General features: G+C 43.7%; 13 protein-coding genes, 1 pseudogene and 2 riboswitches. All 14 genes and pseudogenes read left to right on the top strand.

Annotated features, from left to right (window positions below):
- Positions 1-125: 125 nt before the first annotated feature.
- On the top strand, positions 126-449 hold the full coding sequence (locus OCV65_RS06960; RefSeq protein WP_262581454.1) for a VOC family protein: 324 nt from the start codon (positions 126-128) through the stop codon (positions 447-449).
- Positions 450-482: 33 nt separating this feature from the next.
- Positions 483-722, top strand: a pseudogene (locus OCV65_RS06955) (TfoX/Sxy family protein); the annotation flags it as partial.
- A 347-nt stretch (positions 723-1,069) separates the two neighbouring features.
- On the top strand, positions 1,070-2,170 hold the full coding sequence (ychF, locus tag OCV65_RS06950) for a redox-regulated ATPase YchF (protein WP_262581453.1): 1,101 nt from the start codon (positions 1,070-1,072) through the stop codon (positions 2,168-2,170).
- Between the two features lie 34 nt (positions 2,171-2,204).
- On the top strand, positions 2,205-3,080 hold the full coding sequence (gene lgt, locus OCV65_RS06945) for a prolipoprotein diacylglyceryl transferase (protein WP_262581452.1): 876 nt from the start codon (positions 2,205-2,207) through the stop codon (positions 3,078-3,080).
- A 175-nt stretch (positions 3,081-3,255) separates the two neighbouring features.
- Complete coding sequence (gene nifJ, locus OCV65_RS06940) at positions 3,256-6,792, top strand: pyruvate:ferredoxin (flavodoxin) oxidoreductase (RefSeq protein ID WP_262581451.1); 3,537 nt, start codon at positions 3,256-3,258, stop codon at positions 6,790-6,792.
- An 83-nt stretch (positions 6,793-6,875) separates the two neighbouring features.
- Positions 6,876-7,673 (top strand): SseB family protein, encoded by a 798-nt coding sequence (locus tag OCV65_RS06935; protein WP_262581450.1) that lies wholly within the window; start codon positions 6,876-6,878, stop codon positions 7,671-7,673.
- A 113-nt stretch (positions 7,674-7,786) separates the two neighbouring features.
- Positions 7,787-7,952, top strand: a riboswitch (Lysine riboswitch).
- 147 nt (positions 7,953-8,099) lie between these two features.
- The gene (locus OCV65_RS06930) at positions 8,100-9,710 is read left to right on the top strand and encodes a Na+/H+ antiporter NhaC family protein (RefSeq protein WP_416810578.1); all 1,611 of its coding nucleotides are present in this window, start codon (positions 8,100-8,102) and stop codon (positions 9,708-9,710) included.
- Positions 9,711-9,913: 203 nt separating this feature from the next.
- Positions 9,914-10,105, top strand: a riboswitch (cobalamin riboswitch).
- Between the two features lie 156 nt (positions 10,106-10,261).
- Positions 10,262-11,464, top strand: a complete 1,203-nt coding sequence (locus OCV65_RS06925; protein WP_262581448.1) for a sirohydrochlorin cobaltochelatase — start codon at positions 10,262-10,264, stop codon at positions 11,462-11,464.
- A gap of 23 nt (positions 11,465-11,487) precedes the next feature.
- On the top strand, positions 11,488-12,039 hold the full coding sequence (locus OCV65_RS06920) for a hypothetical protein (RefSeq protein WP_262581447.1): 552 nt from the start codon (positions 11,488-11,490) through the stop codon (positions 12,037-12,039).
- Between the two features lie 169 nt (positions 12,040-12,208).
- Complete coding sequence (locus OCV65_RS06915) at positions 12,209-15,133, top strand: insulinase family protein (RefSeq protein ID WP_262581446.1); 2,925 nt, start codon at positions 12,209-12,211, stop codon at positions 15,131-15,133.
- Between the two features lie 36 nt (positions 15,134-15,169).
- The gene (era, locus tag OCV65_RS06910; protein ID WP_118382752.1) at positions 15,170-16,066 is read left to right on the top strand and encodes a GTPase Era; all 897 of its coding nucleotides are present in this window, start codon (positions 15,170-15,172) and stop codon (positions 16,064-16,066) included.
- A 53-nt stretch (positions 16,067-16,119) separates the two neighbouring features.
- Positions 16,120-16,317 carry a hypothetical protein gene (locus OCV65_RS06905; protein WP_262581445.1) on the top strand — a complete coding sequence of 66 codons (198 nt, stop codon included), beginning with the start codon at positions 16,120-16,122 and terminating at the stop codon, positions 16,315-16,317.
- A complete protein-coding gene (gene recO / locus OCV65_RS06900; RefSeq protein WP_262581444.1) occupies positions 16,259-16,999 on the top strand; it encodes a DNA repair protein RecO in 741 nt (246 codons plus the stop codon). Before OCV65_RS06905 ends, recO begins: the two co-directional genes overlap by 59 nt.
- A 78-nt stretch (positions 17,000-17,077) precedes the next feature.
- Positions 17,078-18,478 carry a glycine--tRNA ligase gene (locus OCV65_RS06895; protein WP_118452780.1) on the top strand — a complete coding sequence of 467 codons (1,401 nt, stop codon included), beginning with the start codon at positions 17,078-17,080 and terminating at the stop codon, positions 18,476-18,478.
- Positions 18,479-18,496: the final 18 nt, after the last annotated feature.

Below are 18,496 nucleotides of genomic sequence, written 5' to 3'. Positions count from 1 at the left end.
CTTCGCCGTCGGGGTGATTACCCTACGCATTACCTGAGGTTCATGTCAAGGCTGGCGGACGGCTTAGAAAACCTATAACGTGGTAACGTCAATCCCACGAAAAAAATGATTGACCCAAATTCTTTATGAAATATTTGGGAGCAAAATCAAATGATGGATATCATAATCAGAAAACAGGCTTTTGTTCTTATTTCCTCACATTTGAGGATGGTGCACGTATTGAAATCATGAATATACCAGAAATGGCTGATTTACCGAAGAAACTAGCTCGTACTGGATATTCACATATAGCTTTTAGCGTGGGAAGCATAGAAAAAGTGGATGAATTGACAGCGGAATTAAAAGCTGATGGTTATGAGGTTATCAGTGGACCACGGACTACAGGTGATGGATATTACGAAAGCTGTATTGTTGCGGTTGAGGATAATCAAATTGAGATTACGATATAGTGGGAAAATGTAGGTATTTGAAAGGACAAAAACATGGCTTCAAGCAAAGAAGATTTACAATTTTTATTAGAGCAGTTATCTGATTTAGAAGAAATTAATTATCGTGCAATGATGGGAGAATATATCATATATTATCGTGGCAGGATTGTCGGAGGCATATATGATGACAGGTTGCTTGTGAAACCGACAAAATCTGCAGTTTCTTATATGGCAACTGCGATTTATGAATTACCGTATGAAGGGGCAAAAGAGATGTTGTTAGTAGAAGACGTCTACATTCCGGTAGGTAGATAACAATCAGTGTAACATAAAAATTTTTCTGTTTCCATATTGATAAAGTTATTCTCGTGTTGTAATCCTACACTCTAAATTGTAAAAATAGCTGATCTGTACATTGAATTTGAAGCTCTAGTGTGGTAATCTATAAGTTGCTATATTGGAGCTTCTATTGTTGGAAGGAGCTAAAATAAAAAGAAATTGATAAGGTGGCTTGTGCATTAAATGTAGGATAAAAATACATATATTATCATATTTGGTGGCACTCGATGTGGCACTTGGTGTGATAAATGGAAAGCGCAAACACTATGAATAAAGGAACTTTGAAGGAGGAAATATAAAAAATGAAATTAGGAATCGTGGGACTTCCAAATGTAGGAAAAAGTACATTGTTCAATTCACTGACAAAGGCTGGAGCTGAGTCAGCCAACTACCCATTCTGTACGATTGATCCGAACGTAGGAGTTGTTACTGTACCGGATGAGCGTCTGAATGTACTTGGTGAGATGTATCATACCAAGAAGATCATCCCGGCAGCAATTGAATTTGTAGATATCGCAGGGTTGGTAAAAGGAGCTTCTAAGGGTGAAGGACTTGGCAACCAGTTTCTGGCGAATATTCGTGAAGTGGATGCGATTGTACACGTAGTACGTTGCTTTGAGGACAGCAATATTGTACATGTAGACGGAAGTATCGATCCGATGCGTGACGTAGAGACAATTAATCTGGAACTGATCTTTTCTGATATTGAAGTGTTGGACAGAAGAATTGCCAAGACAGCGAGATCAGCAAGGAATGACAAGGCGGCAGCTAAAGAGCTGAAGCTTCTGGAGAAGATCAAAGCATATCTGGAAGATGGACGTCTTGCCAAGAACTTTGATGATTTTGAAGATGAGGAAGAGGAAGAACTGTTCCAGAGCTTCAATCTGCTGACTGCAAAGCCGGTAATCTTTGCGGCTAATGTGACAGAGGATGATCTGCCAAATGACGGAGAAGACAACGAAGGCGTACAGACACTTCGCAAATATGCAGAGGAAGAGAAGTGTGAAGTATTTGTGGTATGTGCTCAGATTGAGCAGGAGATCGCTGAGTTAGAGGATGATGAGAAGAAGATGTTCTTAGAGGATCTCGGACTTAAGGAGTCAGGACTTGAGAAACTGATCCGTGCAAGCTACAGACTGCTGGGGTTGATCAGTTACCTGACAGCAGGTGAGCCGGAGGTTCGTGCGTGGACAATCACCAAGGGAACTAAGGCACCGCAGGCTGCAGGCAAGATTCATACAGACTTTGAACGTGGATTCATCCGTGCAGAAGTTGTTGCATATGATGACCTGATCGCATGTGGATCTCACAATGCAGCTAAAGAGAAAGGGCTGATTCGTCTGGAAGGAAAAGACTATGTCGTACAGGATGGAGATATTATGCTGTTCCGCTTTAATGTGTAGAATGTGATCCGGAAAGAAAGAGAGTGTTGTTAATATGCATGAAACAATTGATTTTCCGAATCTCGGCATTCATTTGAAAAATGTGGGAAAAACGATCAGTGTATTCCATTTTGATGTTGCATACTATGGGGTTATTATTGGTCTTGGCATATTGGCGGGTTTGCTGATAGCTATGCATGTGGCAAAGAAGACCGGACAGAATCAGGAAGATTATATAGATCTGGCTATTTATGGGGTTATCTTTGGTATTATCGGAGCCAGAGTATACTATGTTGTATTTTCCTGGGATATGTATAAAAATGATTTGTTAAGTATTTTTAATATCCGGCAAGGTGGACTGGCAATCTATGGTGGGGTGATCGCAGCAGTTATTACGGTGTTTGTATTTGCGAAAAGACGACATTTGGCAGCGGGGATACTCCTGGATACTGCCTGTCATGGGCTGGTGCTCGGACAGGCGATCGGACGCTGGGGTAATTTTTTTAACAGAGAAGCTTTTGGGAAATATACGAACAGCCTGTTTGCAATGAGACTTCCGTTGGATGCGGTGAGGATCGGTGACGTGACACAGCAGATGCGGGATGAACTGGAAATGATAGATGGCGTAGGTTATATTCAGGTACATCCGACTTTTTTGTATGAATCTGCATGGTGCCTGTTAGTGCTGACATTCTTGTTCTGGTACCGACACAGACAGAAGTTCCAGGGCGAGATTTTTTTAGTATATCTGGCAGGATATGGATTAGGCAGATTTTGGATTGAAGGTCTCAGGACAGATCAGCTTCTGATCCCGGGAATAGGAATACCGGTGTCAAGAGTTCTGGCACTGATTCTGTTTGTGGGCGCGACGGCAATTATTATCGTGCAGCGCAAAAAGATAAAAAAGAGTCAAAAGAATAATATAGAATGATGCGAGGGACAGATTTCAGCGGAATCTGTCCTTTTAATATACAATGTAGTATGTTGTATTGGAAAAGGAACAATATATTCGGGGGAATAACTGGACTTTTAACAGGGCAGGGGATATAATAATTACATACGTCAAAATGAAATTTTAAGACAAAATTCTAAGGAGGAACATTGAAATGGCAAGAAAAATGAAGACCATGGATGGTAACCATGCAGCGGCTCATGCTTCCTATGCATACACAGACGTTGCAGCAATTTACCCAATCACACCTTCATCTGTTATGGCAGAAGCTACAGACGAGTGGGCAACACAGGGAAGAAAGAACATCTTTGGACAGGAAGTACAGGTTACAGAGATGCAGTCAGAGGCAGGTGCAGCAGGTACAGTTCACGGATCTCTGGCAGCAGGAGCTCTGACAACTACTTATACAGCTTCACAGGGTCTGCTGCTTATGATTCCAAACCTTTACAAAATAGCTGGCGAGCAGCTTCCGGGTGTATTTAACGTATCTGCTCGTGCTATCGCAAGCCATGCATTATCAATCTTTGGAGATCACTCAGATGTTTACGCCTGTCGTCAGACCGGATGTGCTATGCTCTGTGAGTCCAGTGTACAGGAAGTAATGGACCTGACACCGGTTGCACACTGCGCAGCTATCAAAGGACGTATTCCGTTTATCAACTTCTTCGATGGATTCCGTACATCACACGAGATTCAGAAGATCGAGACATGGGATTACGAAGATCTGAAAGATATGGTAGATATGGACGCAGTTGATGCTTTCAGAAAGCACGCTCTGAATCCAAATCACCCATGTCAGAGAGGTTCAGCTCAGAACCCGGATATCTTCTTCCAGGCAAGAGAAGCATGTAACCCATATTACGATGCTATGCCGGCTATCGTACAGGAGTACATGGACAAGGTTAATGAGAAGATCGGAACAAACTACAAACTGTTCAACTACTACGGAGCAGAAGATGCAGAGCATGTAATCGTTGCTATGGGTTCTGTCTGTGATACAATCGACGAGACAGTTGATTACCTGGTAGAGGCAGGCAAGAAGGTTGGTGTTGTAAAGGTTCGTCTTTACAGACCATTCAGCGCAGAGGCATTGATCAGTGCTATTCCGGACAGCGTTAAGACAATTACAGTATTAGACAGAACAAAAGAGCCGGGAGCACTTGGCGAGCCATTATATCTGGACGTTGTAGCAGCTCTGAAGGGATCTAAGTTCGATGCAGTACCGGTACAGTCAGGACGTTACGGATTAGGTTCTAAAGATACAACACCTGCACAGATCGTTGCAGTATATGAGAACACAACAAAAGCTAAATTCACAATCGGTATCGTGGATGATGTTACAGGACTTTCACTGGAAGTTGGAGCACCTCTGGTTACTACACCGGAAGGAACAATCAACTGTAAGTTCTGGGGTCTGGGAGCAGATGGTACTGTAGGTGCTAACAAGAACTCTATCAAGATCATTGGTGATAATACAGATATGTATGCTCAGGCATACTTCGATTACGACTCTAAGAAGTCAGGCGGTGTTACAATGTCTCACCTGCGTTTCGGTAAGAAGCCGATCAAGTCTACTTACCTGATTCACAAGGCTAACTTTGTAGCATGTCACAATCCGTCCTATGTTAACAAGTATAACATGGTACAGGAGCTGGTTGATGGCGGTACATTCCTTCTGAACTGCCCATGGGATATGGAAGGTCTTGAGAAACATCTGCCAGGACAGGTAAAAGCATTCATCGCTAACCACAACATCAAGCTTTACACAATCGACGGTATCAAGATTGGTAAAGAGATCGGACTTGGCGGTCGTATCAATACCGTACTTCAGTCAGCATTCTTCAAACTGGCAGCTATCATTCCGGAGGAAGAAGCTATTGACCTGATGAAGAAAGCAGCTAAGGCTACTTACGGAAGAAAAGGTGATAAGATCGTACAGATGAACTACGATGCAATCGATGCTGGTGCTAAGCAGGTAGTTGCAGTAGAAGTACCGGAGAGCTGGAAGTCATGCGAGGATGAAGGCCTGTTCTCACCAGAAGTTAAGGGTGGAAGAGAAGACGCTGTTAAATTCGTTAAGAATATCCAGGCTAAGGTAAATGCTCAGGAAGGTAATACACTGCCTGTATCTGCATTTACAGATTACGTAGATGGTTCTACACCGTCAGGTACTGCTGCATATGAGAAACGTGGTATTGCAGTAGATATCCCGGTATGGAAATCAGAAAACTGTATCCAGTGTAACCGTTGTGCATATGTATGTCCGCACGCAGTTATCCGTCCGGTAGCATTGACAGAAGAAGATATGGCTAAGGCTCCGGAAGGACTGAAGACAATTGATATGATCGGTATGCCGGGTATGAAGTTCACAATGACTGTATCAGCTTATGACTGTACAGGATGTGGATCATGTGCTAACGTTTGCCCAGGCAAGAAGGGTGAGAAAGCACTTGTTATGGCTAATATGGAAGAGAATGCCGGAGAGCAGACATTCTTCGATTTCGGAACAGAGATTCCGGTTAAGCCAGAAGTTGTTGCTAAGTTCAAAGAGAATACCGTTAAGGGTAGCCAGTTTAAACAGCCTCTGCTTGAGTTCTCAGGTGCTTGTGCAGGTTGTGGTGAGACACCTTACGCTAAACTTATAACACAGTTATTCGGTGACAGAATGTACATTGCGAATGCAACTGGATGTTCATCAATCTGGGGTAACTCTTCACCGTCTACACCTTATACAGTAACACCGGAAGGAAAAGGACCGGCTTGGTCTAACTCATTGTTCGAAGATAACGCTGAGTTCGGATATGGTATGCTGTTAGCTCAGAAAGCTCTGAGAGAAGGACTGAAAGCTAAAGTTGAGACAGTAGCTGCTTCAGAAAAAGCTTCAGAAGAAGTTAAGGCTGCTTGCGCTGAATGGCTTGACACATACAGCTGCGGTGCTACTAACGGAAGCGCTACAGACAAACTTGTTGCTGCATTAGAAGGATGCGACTGTGAGACATGCCAGGATATCGTTAAGAACAAAGATTTCCTTGCTAAGAAGTCACAGTGGATCTTCGGTGGTGACGGATGGGCTTACGATATCGGATTCGGTGGTGTTGACCACGTACTTGCAAGTGGCAAGGACATCAACGTTATGGTATTCGATACAGAGGTATACTCTAACACAGGTGGACAGTCTTCTAAGTCTACTAAGACAGGTGCTGTTGCTCAGTTCGCAGCAGGTGGTAAAGAGACTAAGAAGAAAGACCTTGCTGGTATTGCAATGAGCTATGGTTACGTATATGTTGCACAGATCGCTATGGGTGCTGACTTCAATCAGACAGTTAAGGCAATCGCAGAGGCAGAGGCATATCCGGGACCATCATTGATCATCGCATACGCTCCATGTATCAACCATGGTATTAAGAAGGGTATGAGCAAAGCTCAGACAGAGGAACAGCTTGCAGTTGAGTGCGGATACTGGAATAACTTCAGATTCAACCCGGCAGCAGAAGGCGCTAAGTTTACTCTGGACAGCAAAGAGCCTAAGATGGAAGGATACAAAGACTTCCTGAACGGAGAAGTTCGTTACAATTCTCTTGCTAGATTCTATCCAGAGAAAGCAGAAGTTCTGTTTGCTAAGAATGAATCAGAAGCAAAAGACAGATACGAATATCTGAAGAAGCTCGTTACTCTGTACGGAGCAGAATAAATAGCAGCTTATTCGACAGAAAAATAAATCAGAAGTCCGTCGGGTCATTCCGGCGGACTTCTTTTCAAAGAGGAGACCGGATCATGATGGTGAATAAATCCGAGAACAGAAAAAAAGAAATAGAACTGTTACAGACAGCGCCGGATCTGACAGCAATTGTATGTGACAGTACCAGACTGCCGTATGTAGAATGTGATATTGAGACCTGTGACGATCAGGTGTTGGTATATGAGAACAGGGAAATGGCGGAAAAAGAAGCTAAGAAGATTGGGGACGCAGGATACAGAGTGCGTACTGCTCATCTTCCGCAGAAGCAGAGATTTGGATTTTTTGCAAATCTTTATTCTTTGGGCGTTAATGCGGTTCTGATCAACAAAGGAGAGGAATCGCAGGTACGTCTGGATTTGGATAAGGTAATTAACCGTCCGGATATTCCTCGTTTTACATATGAGATCAGAAAGGCGTTGGACGCAGGAGAAAAGCCAAAGTTTCGTGTGGAAAATCCGGAATTTCATCTGACAGCTATCTACTTCACACAGCTTTCGCGCGGGACAAAGGCGCAGGAACATGAAGAAGAATTAAAAGAGCTTCAGGAAGAGATGATGACTCATTACCGGGAAGGATATTACATTGTGGCAAGAACTAAGGAAGGAACAACCCCCCTTCTGAAGACGAAGGATGGTGGCTCTTTGCAGCCAATGTTCAGCGACATGCAGGAATTCCTGAAGTTCCAACATGTGAATCCAACCATGAAAGTGGAGACGGCGGTTATGACAGAAGCAGAATTTCTGAAACATCTGGCAAAAGAGGCCACAGGAGTAGTAATTAATCCACTTGGAATCAGTCTGCTTCTGCAGGTGAACCGCAAAAAATCGGATTAAAACCAGAGTATTGCTATGTCCGTATGAAGTGTTTGATATATCAAATGTTTGATAAAATAGTAACGGTTGACATTTTGATTCAGACATGATAAAACATATACTATATGAATAAGGTCTTGGATAGAGGCGCAGGTTTCATGAGTATCATATGACGATAGTGTGGCACACTGTTGTATGAGAAAGGGGAGACTGCCGAAGACAGATTTAAGCCAAAGGATTTGTCTGGGCTGCAGGAGAATATCTTGCGGACTGTCACGAAAGTGGAGCGCTATCATGATGAATATAAGTGAGATACATTTTATAAAGTGTTGATTTAGTATTTAAAGTCATGGATAGTGTGCGTAAGCATTGTCCATGACTTTCTTCGTATAGTAACACTAATGTTATAGAGTATCTAAGAGAGAAGAGAGGTATTATATGAACAACATGAAGAGAAAGATCGCTTGGACGATATCTGCCATTGCATTAATGGTAATGTGCTGTCCGGTGATCGCATTTGCAGCAGACGGAGCAGAAGAGTATGTTCCAAATATGTACGCCAGCTTTTGGGCATTGATTCCGCCGGTAGTGGCAATCGCGCTTGCATTGATTACTAAGGAAGTATACAGTTCGCTGTTTATCGGTATTGTGATTGGTGGCGTATTTTATTCTAACTTTACATTTGAAAAAACGGTTACACATGTTGTACAGGATGGATTCGTCGGAGTACTGGCTGACAGTTACAATATGGGTATTCTGATCTTCCTGGTAATTCTGGGAACGATCGTGTGTCTGATGAATCGTGCGGGAGGTTCGGCAGCATTTGGACGTTGGGCTGAAGTACACATCAAGACACGTGTAGGTGCACAGATTGCAACGATTATTTTGGGTATCCTGATCTTTATCGATGACTATTTTAACTGTCTGACAGTCGGAAGTGTTATGCGTCCGGTAACAGACCGTCATAATGTATCCAGAGCGAAGTTATCTTATCTGATTGATGCGACAGCAGCTCCGGTATGTATTATTGCACCAATCTCATCCTGGGCAGCAGCTGTTACAGGATTCGTAGAGGGTGAAGATGGATTGTCTATTTTTGTAAGAGCAATTCCGTATAATTTCTATGCATTACTTACCATTATTATGATGTTTGGTCTGGTACTCCTCAAAGTAGAGTATGGTCCGATGAAAGTCCATGAAGATAATGCAGTTAAGAATGGGGACATTTATACAACTCCTGACAGACCATATGAGAATGCTTCCAAAGAAATCGTGAATCAGAAAGGAAGAGTTATTGATCTGGTCTTTCCGATCGTAGTACTGATCATCTGCTGTATCATTGGAATGATCTGGTCCGGCGGATTCTTCGAGGGTGACGATTTTATCACTGCATTTTCTAACAGTGATGCATCCGTAGGACTTGCGGTAGGAAGCTTTTTCGCACTGATCATTTCCATTGTGTTCTATCTGGTAAGACGTGTACTGAACTTCGCAGACTGCATGTCATGTCTTCCGGAAGGATTTAAGGCAATGGTGCCGGCTATTCTGATCCTGACAATGGCATGGACATTGAAGGCAATGACAGACAGCCTTGGCGCGGCAGAATTTGTGGCTAACGCAATGCAGCATGCAGCAGGCGGATTGATGAGTCTGCTTCCGGCAATCATTTTCCTGGTAGGATGCTTCCTTGCATTTGCAACTGGTACATCATGGGGAACCTTTGGTATCCTGATCCCGATCGTAGTAGCTGTGTTCCAGGGAACAAATGAGACAATGATGATCATTTCTATTTCAGCGTGTATGGCAGGTGCAGTATGTGGAGATCACTGTTCACCGATTTCTGATACTACGATCATGGCATCTGCGGGAGCACAGTGTAATCATGTGAATCATGTATCTACACAGCTTCCATATGCTATCACTGTAGCGGCAATTTCATTTGTGACATACGTGGTCGCAGGTTTTGTGAGAACAGCATTTATTGCACTTCCGGTCGGAATCGTACTGACAATCGGAACCCTGCTGGTACTTCGCAAGATATATGGAAAAGAAGAATAATTGATATGATATGAAATGGGAATCCGAGAGGGTTCCCATTTTGTATTGCGACGAGTCAAAGTCCGAGCTTGCTCGAGACCTTGACGACCGCATACAATCTCAGAAGGTGCCTTTAGGCACTTCTGATGATTTGTATTGTGGGTAAATTAGTTTGACAGACCTGCGACTCCGTGTTACATTAATTAGGTAAATGAGTGATACAATTAAATACAGATGTGTGAGGTGTCGGTCGGATTACAAGTATGGTCTGACCGGTGAAAAGGGAAACAGGTGTGAATCCTGTACGAACTCGTCACCGTATTTCACGAGCAGAAGAAGTATCCACTGGGAGACCGGGAAGGATCGGATGCGTCAGAGTGATAAGCCGGGAGACCTGCCTTTCGCAGTACAGGAATGAGAATTCATGCCACGAGCAACTGGCAGTACGAAAGATAGATAAAAGACTATTTTGCTGATAGTTTTTATTTTGCGTATCTTTGTTTTTGGAATCTTCGTTCTTGTATGGAATGAGGATTTTTTTGTATCATGACAAAATCAAGGAGGAACGGAGCATGAAGAAGAAACTGGTGGCAGCGTTACTTACAGCAGCTATGGCAATGTCTCTGCTTGCAGGATGCGGAAGCAGTGACAGCAAGAGCAGTGATGCAGACAGCAAGGAGACAGCAGAAAGTACGGAGGATAGTGATCAGGAGGCAGCAGATAAGGTGGCAGATCTGATTGATGCAATCTATGTACAGGAGAGAACAGAGGACACTGACAAGCAGTGTGAAGAAGCAAAAGCAGCATGGGATAAGCTGACAGATGCGCAGAAAGAACTGGTATCCGGAGAGAATGCTGATCCGGACTATTTTGGAAGAGATACAGGAGATGCATCAAAAGATGATCCGTTAAATGAGGATGAGATTGGGGAAAATGAACTTCTGGTCGTAAGCTTTGGTACATCATTTAATGACAGCCGTGCGACAGATATCGGTGGCATTGAGAAAGCACTTCAGGAAGCTAATCCAGACTGGTCTGTAAGAAGAGCATTTACCGCTCAGATCATTATCAACCATGTACAGGCCCGTGATGGTGAAAAGATTGATAACATGGATCAGGCACTGGAGCGTGCGGTCAATAATGGCGTAAAGAATCTGGTTGTACAGCCGACACATCTGATGCATGGAGCAGAATATGATGAACTGAGTGAAGCAGTTGAGAATTATAAGGACAAATTTGAGTCTGTAAAGATTGCAGAGCCTCTTCTTGGAGAAGTAGGATCTGATGCAACTGTGATCAATGCAGATAAAGAAGCTGTTGCAAAAGCAATCACGGACGAAGCAGTAAAGGCAGCAGAGTATGACAGCTTGGAAGCGGCAGAAGCAGACGGAACAGCATTTGTATTCATGGGACATGGCACTTCTCATGTGGCAAATGTAAGCTATAACCAGATGCAGACACAGATGGAACAGCTTGGATACAAGAATGTATTCATCGGTACGGTAGAAGGTGAGCCAGAGGATACAGCTTGTGAAGCTGTTATCGACAAGATCAAAGAAGCAGGATACAAGAAAGTAATCCTTCGTCCGCTGATGGTAGTTGCGGGAGACCATGCAAATAATGATATGGCTGGTGATGATGACGATTCATGGAAGAGCCAGTTTGAAGCATCAGGAGCATTTGACAGTATCGAGACACAGATCGAAGGTCTGGGAAGAATCCCGGCTGTTCAGCAGATCTATGTAGAGCATACAAAGGCAGCTATTGAACAGTAGATTGTAGAGGCGGTAAAGTAAGCATGTTAAGAAAGAAGATTGCGGTATTACTACTGTCTGCAGCGATGGCAATGACCATGCTTAGCGGATGTGGTGATAACACTGCAAAAGAAGACGAAAAAGCAGCTACAGAAGATCAGAATAAGGATGATGCTTCAGAAGCTAAGGAAGAAGAGGCAGATGAAGCGGAAAAGGCACCGGTAGAAGATGGTGAATACTGGGTGGATTTTAATACTGACAGTGGTATGTTTCATGAAAATCCAGATTTCGATGGTGGTAAGGCAACATTGATCGTTGAGGATGGAAAGATGACGGTGCATATTACTCTGAATTCCAAGAATATCGTGCAGTTATTCTTAGGAACGGCAAAGGATGCACAGAAAGATGGCGCAGATCTGATCGATCCTTCTGGTACAGAAACGATTGAATATACAGACGGTTCAGAACCGGAAGAAGTATATACATTTGATGTGCCGGTAAAGAAGCTGGATGAAGAGTTTGATCTGGCACTGATCGGAACCAAGGGCAAGTGGTATGACCACAAAGTCAGCGTAAGTAATCCGGTGGCGAAGTAATAGAATAGAAATAGAATCCCGGCAGGCAGAATGTAGAGATATGTTTTGCCTGCTGTTTTTTTATGCAGAACATGTTCTCGATAAGCGTATCTTCCGGATGAAAAAAGAAATAGATTGTGTTACAATGGGAGATAATGATGAATGATTGAATAGAATTGGAGACTAGAGTATGAGTATAAGAGATTTGAATCAATATGAGATTATAAAGGATGAAGATCTGCAGGATGTCAAGTGCCATGGTTATCTGCTGAAGCATAAGAAAAGCGGTGCCAGACTGGTGCTGATGGAGGCAGATGATGACAATAAGGTGTTTTCAGTAGGCTTCCGTACACCGCCGGAGGACAGCACAGGACTTCCGCATATTCTGGAGCATTCGGTATTGTGTGGCTCTGATCATTTCCCGGTCAAGGATCCGTTTGTAGAGTTGGTGAAAGGATCGCTGAATACATTTTTGAATGCAATGACTTATCCGGACAAGACGATGTATCCGGTGGCAAGCTGCAATGATAAGGATTTCCAGAATCTGATGCATGTATATATGGATGCAGTATTCCATCCGAATATTTATAAGCATGAGGAGATTTTCCGTCAGGAGGGATGGAGTTATAAGCTGGATTCTGAGGATGCGGATCTGGAATACAACGGCGTTGTATATAATGAGATGAAAGGAGCGTTTTCTTCACCGGAGGGCGTGCTTGACCGAGTGGTATTGAATGAACTGTTCCCGGATACTGCTTATGCTAATGAATCAGGCGGAGATCCGGATGTAATCCCGAATCTCAGCTATGAGCAGTTTCTAGCATTTCACAAGAAATATTATCATCCGTCCAACAGCTATATCTATCTGTATGGTGATATGGATATGGAAGAGAAGCTTGTATGGCTGGATCAGGAATATCTGAGTAAGTTTGATGTGGCAGAGATTGATTCCAGAATCGGTTATCAGGAGCCATTTGCAAAGATGAAAGAAGTGGAGATGCCATATTCGGTTGCCAGTGAGGAACCATTGGAGGATAATACATTCCTTTCTTATAATAAGGTAATTGGAACCAGTCTGGATAAGGAGTTGTATGTGGCTTTTGAGATTCTGGATTATGCATTGTTATCAGCACCGGGAGCACCGCTTAAGAAGGCGCTTTTGGAGGCAGGAATCGGTAAGGATATTCTGGGTTCTTATGACAATGGCGTATATCAGCCAATTTTTTCTGTAGTTGCGAAGAATGCGAATCCGGAACAGAAGGAAGAATTTGTGACACTGATCGAGAAGCTTCTTACAGATATGGCAGAGCATGGCATTGACAGAAAAGCACTGGAGGCAGGTATTAACTATCATGAGTTCCAGTACCGAGAAGCAGATTACGGACGTTACCCGAAGGGTCTGATGTACGGTCTGCAGATCATGGACAGCTGGCTCTATGATGAAAATGAACCGTTTATGCATATCCAGGCACTGGACACATTTGCATTTCTTAAGAAACAGATGAATACTGGATATTTTGAGAACCTGATCCGTGAGTATCTCCTGGACAATAAGCACGGAGTGATCGTAACGCTGAAACCGGAGCGCGGACGTACAGCGCGTATGGACAAGGAACTTCACGATAAGCTGCAGGCATATAAGGCAGGTCTCAGCAAAGAAGAGATTGCAGAATTAGTAGAGCGTACGAAGGCATTGGAAATATATCAGTCAGAGCCATCCGATGCGGAAGCGCTGGCTACGATTCCTGTATTGAAGCGCGAGGATATCAGCAGAGAGATCGCACCGATTTATAATGAAGAAATGAAACTCGCAGGTATTCCGATGGTATTCCACGAGATTGATACCAATGGTATTGGTTATATAGATATTATGTTTGATATGTCAGAGGTTCCGGAAGAACTGCTTCCGTATGCGGGAATCTTGCAGGGGGTGCTGGGAATCATTGATACAGAGAATTATGAATATGGTGAGCTCTTTAATGAGATCAATGTGCATACCGGCGGTATCGGTACATCGCTGGAACTTTACACAGATGTGACCAAGGCAAAAGAAAAAGAATTCCGGGCAACATTCGAAATCAAGGCCAAAGCATTGTATGACAAGCTTCCAATTGCATTTAACATGATGCAGGAGATTCTGGTAAGATCGAAGCTGGATGATGAGAAACGTCTGAAAGAGATCATTGCCATGACAGCATCCAGACTGTTGATGCGCTTCCAGTCATCCGGACATACGACAGCAGCGCTCCGGGCAATGTCTTATGCGTCACCGTCAGCCAAGCTAAAAGATATGACTAGCGGTATTGAGTATTACCAGAATGTGGCAAGAATTGAGAAAGCATTTGATACAGAAAAGGATGAGTTGATTACCAATATCATCAAGCTTACCAGAATGCTGTTCCGTGCTGACAATATGATGATCAGCTATACGGCAGAACGTGTGGGACTGGAAGGAATGAAACAGCAGATCAGCGCATTTGCGGAAGGCTTATATCTGCAGGAGAAAGAGAGCGGAAAGCACTGCGAGCTTCACTGTGAGAAGAAGAATGAAGGATTCAAGACAGCATCTAAGGTACAGTATGTGGCACGCTGTGGTAATTTCATTGACCAGGGTGCGGAATATACCGGAGCACTGCAGGTACTGAAAGTCATTATGGGTTATGAATATCTGTGGCAGAATATCCGTGTTAAGGGCGGCGCATACGGATGTATGAGTAACTTTAACAGGATCGGAGAAGGTTACTTTGTATCTTACCGTGATCCGAATCTGGAACGCACGATGGAGATTTATGAAGGAGTGGCAGATTATCTGCGGACATTTACCGTCAGTGATTTTGATATGAATAAATATATCATTGGCACGATCAGTAATCTGGATCAGCCAATGACACCGGCACTGAAAGGTGACCGTTCTATGAACCTGTATATGAATCATGTGACAGAAGATATGATCAAAGAAGAACGTGCACAAGTACTGGAGGCAACACAGGAAGATATCAGAGAACTTGCCGGAATCGTAGAAGCCATGATGAAAGCAGAGCAGATCTGTGTCATCGGAAGTGAAGATAAGATCGAAGAAGCGAAGGATATGTTTGATACCGTGACCGGATTTTAGCCGGATTATGAGTATCTGAAAGATAAGGAGAACCAGATGAAAAAAGATTATAAATCAGGATTTGTGACACTGATCGGACGTCCGAATGTGGGTAAATCTACATTGATGAATTACCTGATCGGACAGAAGATTGCAATCACATCGAATAAGCCGCAGACGACCAGAAATCGTATCCAGACGGTGCTGACAACGGAGGAAGGGCAGATTATTTTTGTGGACACACCAGGTATCCACAAGGCAAAGAACAAGCTGGGCGAGTATATGGTTAATGTGGCAGAACGCACATTGAACGAAGTAGATGCAGTATTGTGGCTGGTTGAGCCGACGACATTTATCGGAGCAGGTGAAAAGCATATCGCAGATCAGCTGAAAAAAGTAACAACACCTGTCATTCTTGTTATTAATAAAGTAGATTCTGTGAAGAAAGAGGAAGTGCTGGCGTCTATTGCAGCATATCAGGATATTTATGATTTTGCGGCAATCGTGCCGGTATCGGCCAGAAGTGGGGAGAATACCAAAGAACTTCTGAAGGTAGTATATCAGTATCTGCCGTACGGACCTCAGTTTTACGATGAGGATACGATTACTGATCAGCCGGAGCGTCAGATCGTGGCAGAGCTGATCCGTGAGAAGGCATTACACTGCCTGAATGAAGAGATTCCTCATGGTATCGCAGTTGTGATCGACAGCATGAAGAAAAAAGGTAAAGTGATGCATATTGATGCCACGATCATCTGTGAACGCGATTCACATAAGGGTATCATTATTGGAAAACAAGGAAGTATGTTGAAAAAGATCGGAAGTACTGCGCGGTATGAGATTGAGAAAATGCTGGATATGCAGGCAAATCTGAAGCTTTGGGTCAAGGTAAAGAAGGACTGGAGAGACAGTGATTTCCTTGTGAAAAATTTTGGATACCGGGAAGATGAATAAAACGCCCCTTCCATAGGAGAACCTAATCCTATAACACAGGATGAGGTGATTGCATGGAAGAAACATACTGGAATAAATTTATGGCATCGGGTAAGGTTGATGATTATCTGGAATATAAGGGAATCCAAATCTGTAATTCGGTCATGGAGCATTATGGCAGATCATCGGATGCCGGGACAGAGGTAAGGCGAAGTGAATCAGATAACGGTTATGGGAATGGTGCTATCTGCTGTTCCGATTGGCGAGTATGATAAGCGGGTTGTCATACTCACCAGAGAAAGAGGCAAGATCAGCGCATTTGCCAGAGGGGCGAGGAAGCCTGGCAATGCACTGAGCGGAGTGATCAACCCGTTTTCATTTGGTGAATTTACAGTCTATGAGGGGCGGACATCATATACACTGGTGTCGGCCTCTATTTCCAATTATTTTGCAGAGTTACGAGAAGATATCGAGGGTGCTTATTATGGCTTTTATTTTGTAGAGATTGCATCCTATTACTGCCGAGAAGCTAATGATGAGAGAGAAATGTTAAAGCTTCTGTATCAGACAATGCGGGCACTTATCAATGAGAAGATTCCAAATCGTCTGATCCGGTATATCTACGAGCTGAAGGCAATCTGCATTAACGGCGAGGCACCGCAGGTATTCCAATGTGTGGTGTGCGGAGATAAAGAGCGTCCAGGGAAGTTCAGTACGCTGAAGGGCGGAAAAGTATGTACCCACTGCATCCGGGATGTCTATGACGGTCTGGAACTTGACCCATCTACCTGGTATACGCTGCAGTACATAGAGAGTGCAAAGGTAGAACATCTGTATAATTTTACTGTATCGGATCTGGTGCTCAGAGAACTTGCGATGGTCATGGGAAGATACATGGATGTGTATGTAGACCATCAGTTTAAATCACTGGAAATATTAAAGCTGATGACTTGAAAACTCTGTATACAGACGGTATAATATGCGATAAGGGTGCATTTTGGCATCGAATAACAAAAGGAAAGAGGATTAATAATGGCAGAGAAGACAATGGATAAGATTGTGGCACTGGCGAAGTCAAGAGGATTCGTATATCCGGGTTCTGAGATCTACGGCGGCCTTGCCAATACATGGGACTATGGTAATCTTGGAGTAGAGCTTAAGAATAATGTAAAGAAAGCCTGGTGGCAGAAGTTTGTACAGGAGTCTCCATATAATGTAGGTGTAGATTGTGCGATTTTGATGAACCCGCAGACATGGATTGCCAGCGGACATCTGGGGGGATTCAGTGACCCATTGATGGACTGTAAAGAATGTCACGAGCGTTTCCGTGCAGATAAAATCATCGAGGATTATGCGCATGAGAACGGCATCGACATCGGAGACAGTATTGATGGATGGAGCCATGAGAAGATGCAGGAGTTCATCGCAGAGAACAATATTCCATGTCCGACCTGCGGTAAGCATAATTTTACAGAAATCCGTGAGTTTAACCTGATGTTCAAGACATTCCAGGGTGTAACAGAGGATGCTAAGAACGTGGTATACCTTCGTCCGGAGACTGCACAGGGCATTTTCGTTAACTTTAAGAATGTACAGCGTACATCCAGAAAGAAGATTCCGTTTGGTATCTGCCAGATCGGTAAGTCTTTCCGTAACGAGATCACACCGGGTAACTTTACATTCCGTACCAGAGAGTTCGAACAGATGGAGATGGAATTCTTCTGTGAGCCGGATACGGATCTGGAATGGTTTGCATACTGGAAGCAGTATTGTCTGGACTGGCTGAGCAAGCTGGGACTTAAAGATGACGAAGTACGTTACCGTGACCACGATCAGGAAGAGCTGTCATTCTACAGTAAAGCAACTACCGATATCGAGTTCCTGTTCCCATTTGGATGGGGCGAGCTGTGGGGTATTGCTGACCGTACAGATTATGACCTTTCCCGTCATATGGAGGTATCTAAGCAGGATCTGACATATTTCGATGATGAGAAGAAAGAGAAATACATCCCATACGTTATCGAGCCGTCGCTGGGAGCTGACCGTATGGTACTTGCATTCCTGTGCAGTGCATACGATGAGGAGAACATTGGTACAGAGGAAAAACCGGATGTCAGAACTGTGCTTCATTTCCATCCTGCACTTGCACCAGTTAAGATCGGTGTCCTTCCACTGTCTAAGAAGTTGTCTGAGGGTGCACAGAAGGTGTATGCTCAGTTAGCTAAGAAGTATAACTGTGAGTACGATGAGCGTGGTAACATTGGTAAGAGATACCGCCGTCAGGATGAGATCGGTACACCATTCTGCGTAACATACGATTTCGATTCTGAGGAAGACGGAGCAGTAACTGTAAGAGACAGAGATACCATGGAGCAGGAAAGAGTGAAGATCGAAGATCTGAACGCATATTTCGAGAAGAAGTTTGAGTGGTAAGTCGAACGCAGCATGCAA

This window comes from Dorea ammoniilytica (assembly GCF_025567415.1).
Classification (GTDB): Bacteria; Bacillota; Clostridia; order Lachnospirales; family Lachnospiraceae; genus Claveliimonas; species Claveliimonas ammoniilytica.
The sequence above is the reverse complement of the archived record's forward strand: the minus strand, read 5'-3'. Positions and strand labels throughout refer to the sequence as shown.

What these genes read in the sequence shown, in the direction of transcription:
- OCV65_RS06915 (WP_262581446.1), top strand. Translation starts at nt 12,209, where the DNA reads ATGAGTATAAGAGATTTGAATCAATATGAGATTATAAAGGATGAAGAT.
- OCV65_RS06930 (WP_416810578.1), top strand. Translation starts at nt 8,100, where the DNA reads ATGAAGAGAAAGATCGCTTGGACGATATCTGCCATTGCATTAATGGTA.
- nifJ (WP_262581451.1), top strand. Translation starts at nt 3,256, where the DNA reads ATGGCAAGAAAAATGAAGACCATGGATGGTAACCATGCAGCGGCTCAT.
- OCV65_RS06920 (WP_262581447.1), top strand. Translation starts at nt 11,488, where the DNA reads ATGTTAAGAAAGAAGATTGCGGTATTACTACTGTCTGCAGCGATGGCA.
- OCV65_RS06935 (WP_262581450.1), top strand. Translation starts at nt 6,876, where the DNA reads ATGATGGTGAATAAATCCGAGAACAGAAAAAAAGAAATAGAACTGTTA.
- lgt (WP_262581452.1), top strand. Translation starts at nt 2,205, where the DNA reads ATGCATGAAACAATTGATTTTCCGAATCTCGGCATTCATTTGAAAAAT.
- era (WP_118382752.1), top strand. Translation starts at nt 15,170, where the DNA reads ATGAAAAAAGATTATAAATCAGGATTTGTGACACTGATCGGACGTCCG.
- OCV65_RS06960 (WP_262581454.1), top strand. Translation starts at nt 126, where the DNA reads ATGAAATATTTGGGAGCAAAATCAAATGATGGATATCATAATCAGAAA.
- OCV65_RS06895 (WP_118452780.1), top strand. Translation starts at nt 17,078, where the DNA reads ATGGCAGAGAAGACAATGGATAAGATTGTGGCACTGGCGAAGTCAAGA.
- OCV65_RS06905 (WP_262581445.1), top strand. Translation starts at nt 16,120, where the DNA reads ATGGAAGAAACATACTGGAATAAATTTATGGCATCGGGTAAGGTTGAT.
- ychF (WP_262581453.1), top strand. Translation starts at nt 1,070, where the DNA reads ATGAAATTAGGAATCGTGGGACTTCCAAATGTAGGAAAAAGTACATTG.
- OCV65_RS06925 (WP_262581448.1), top strand. Translation starts at nt 10,262, where the DNA reads ATGAAGAAGAAACTGGTGGCAGCGTTACTTACAGCAGCTATGGCAATG.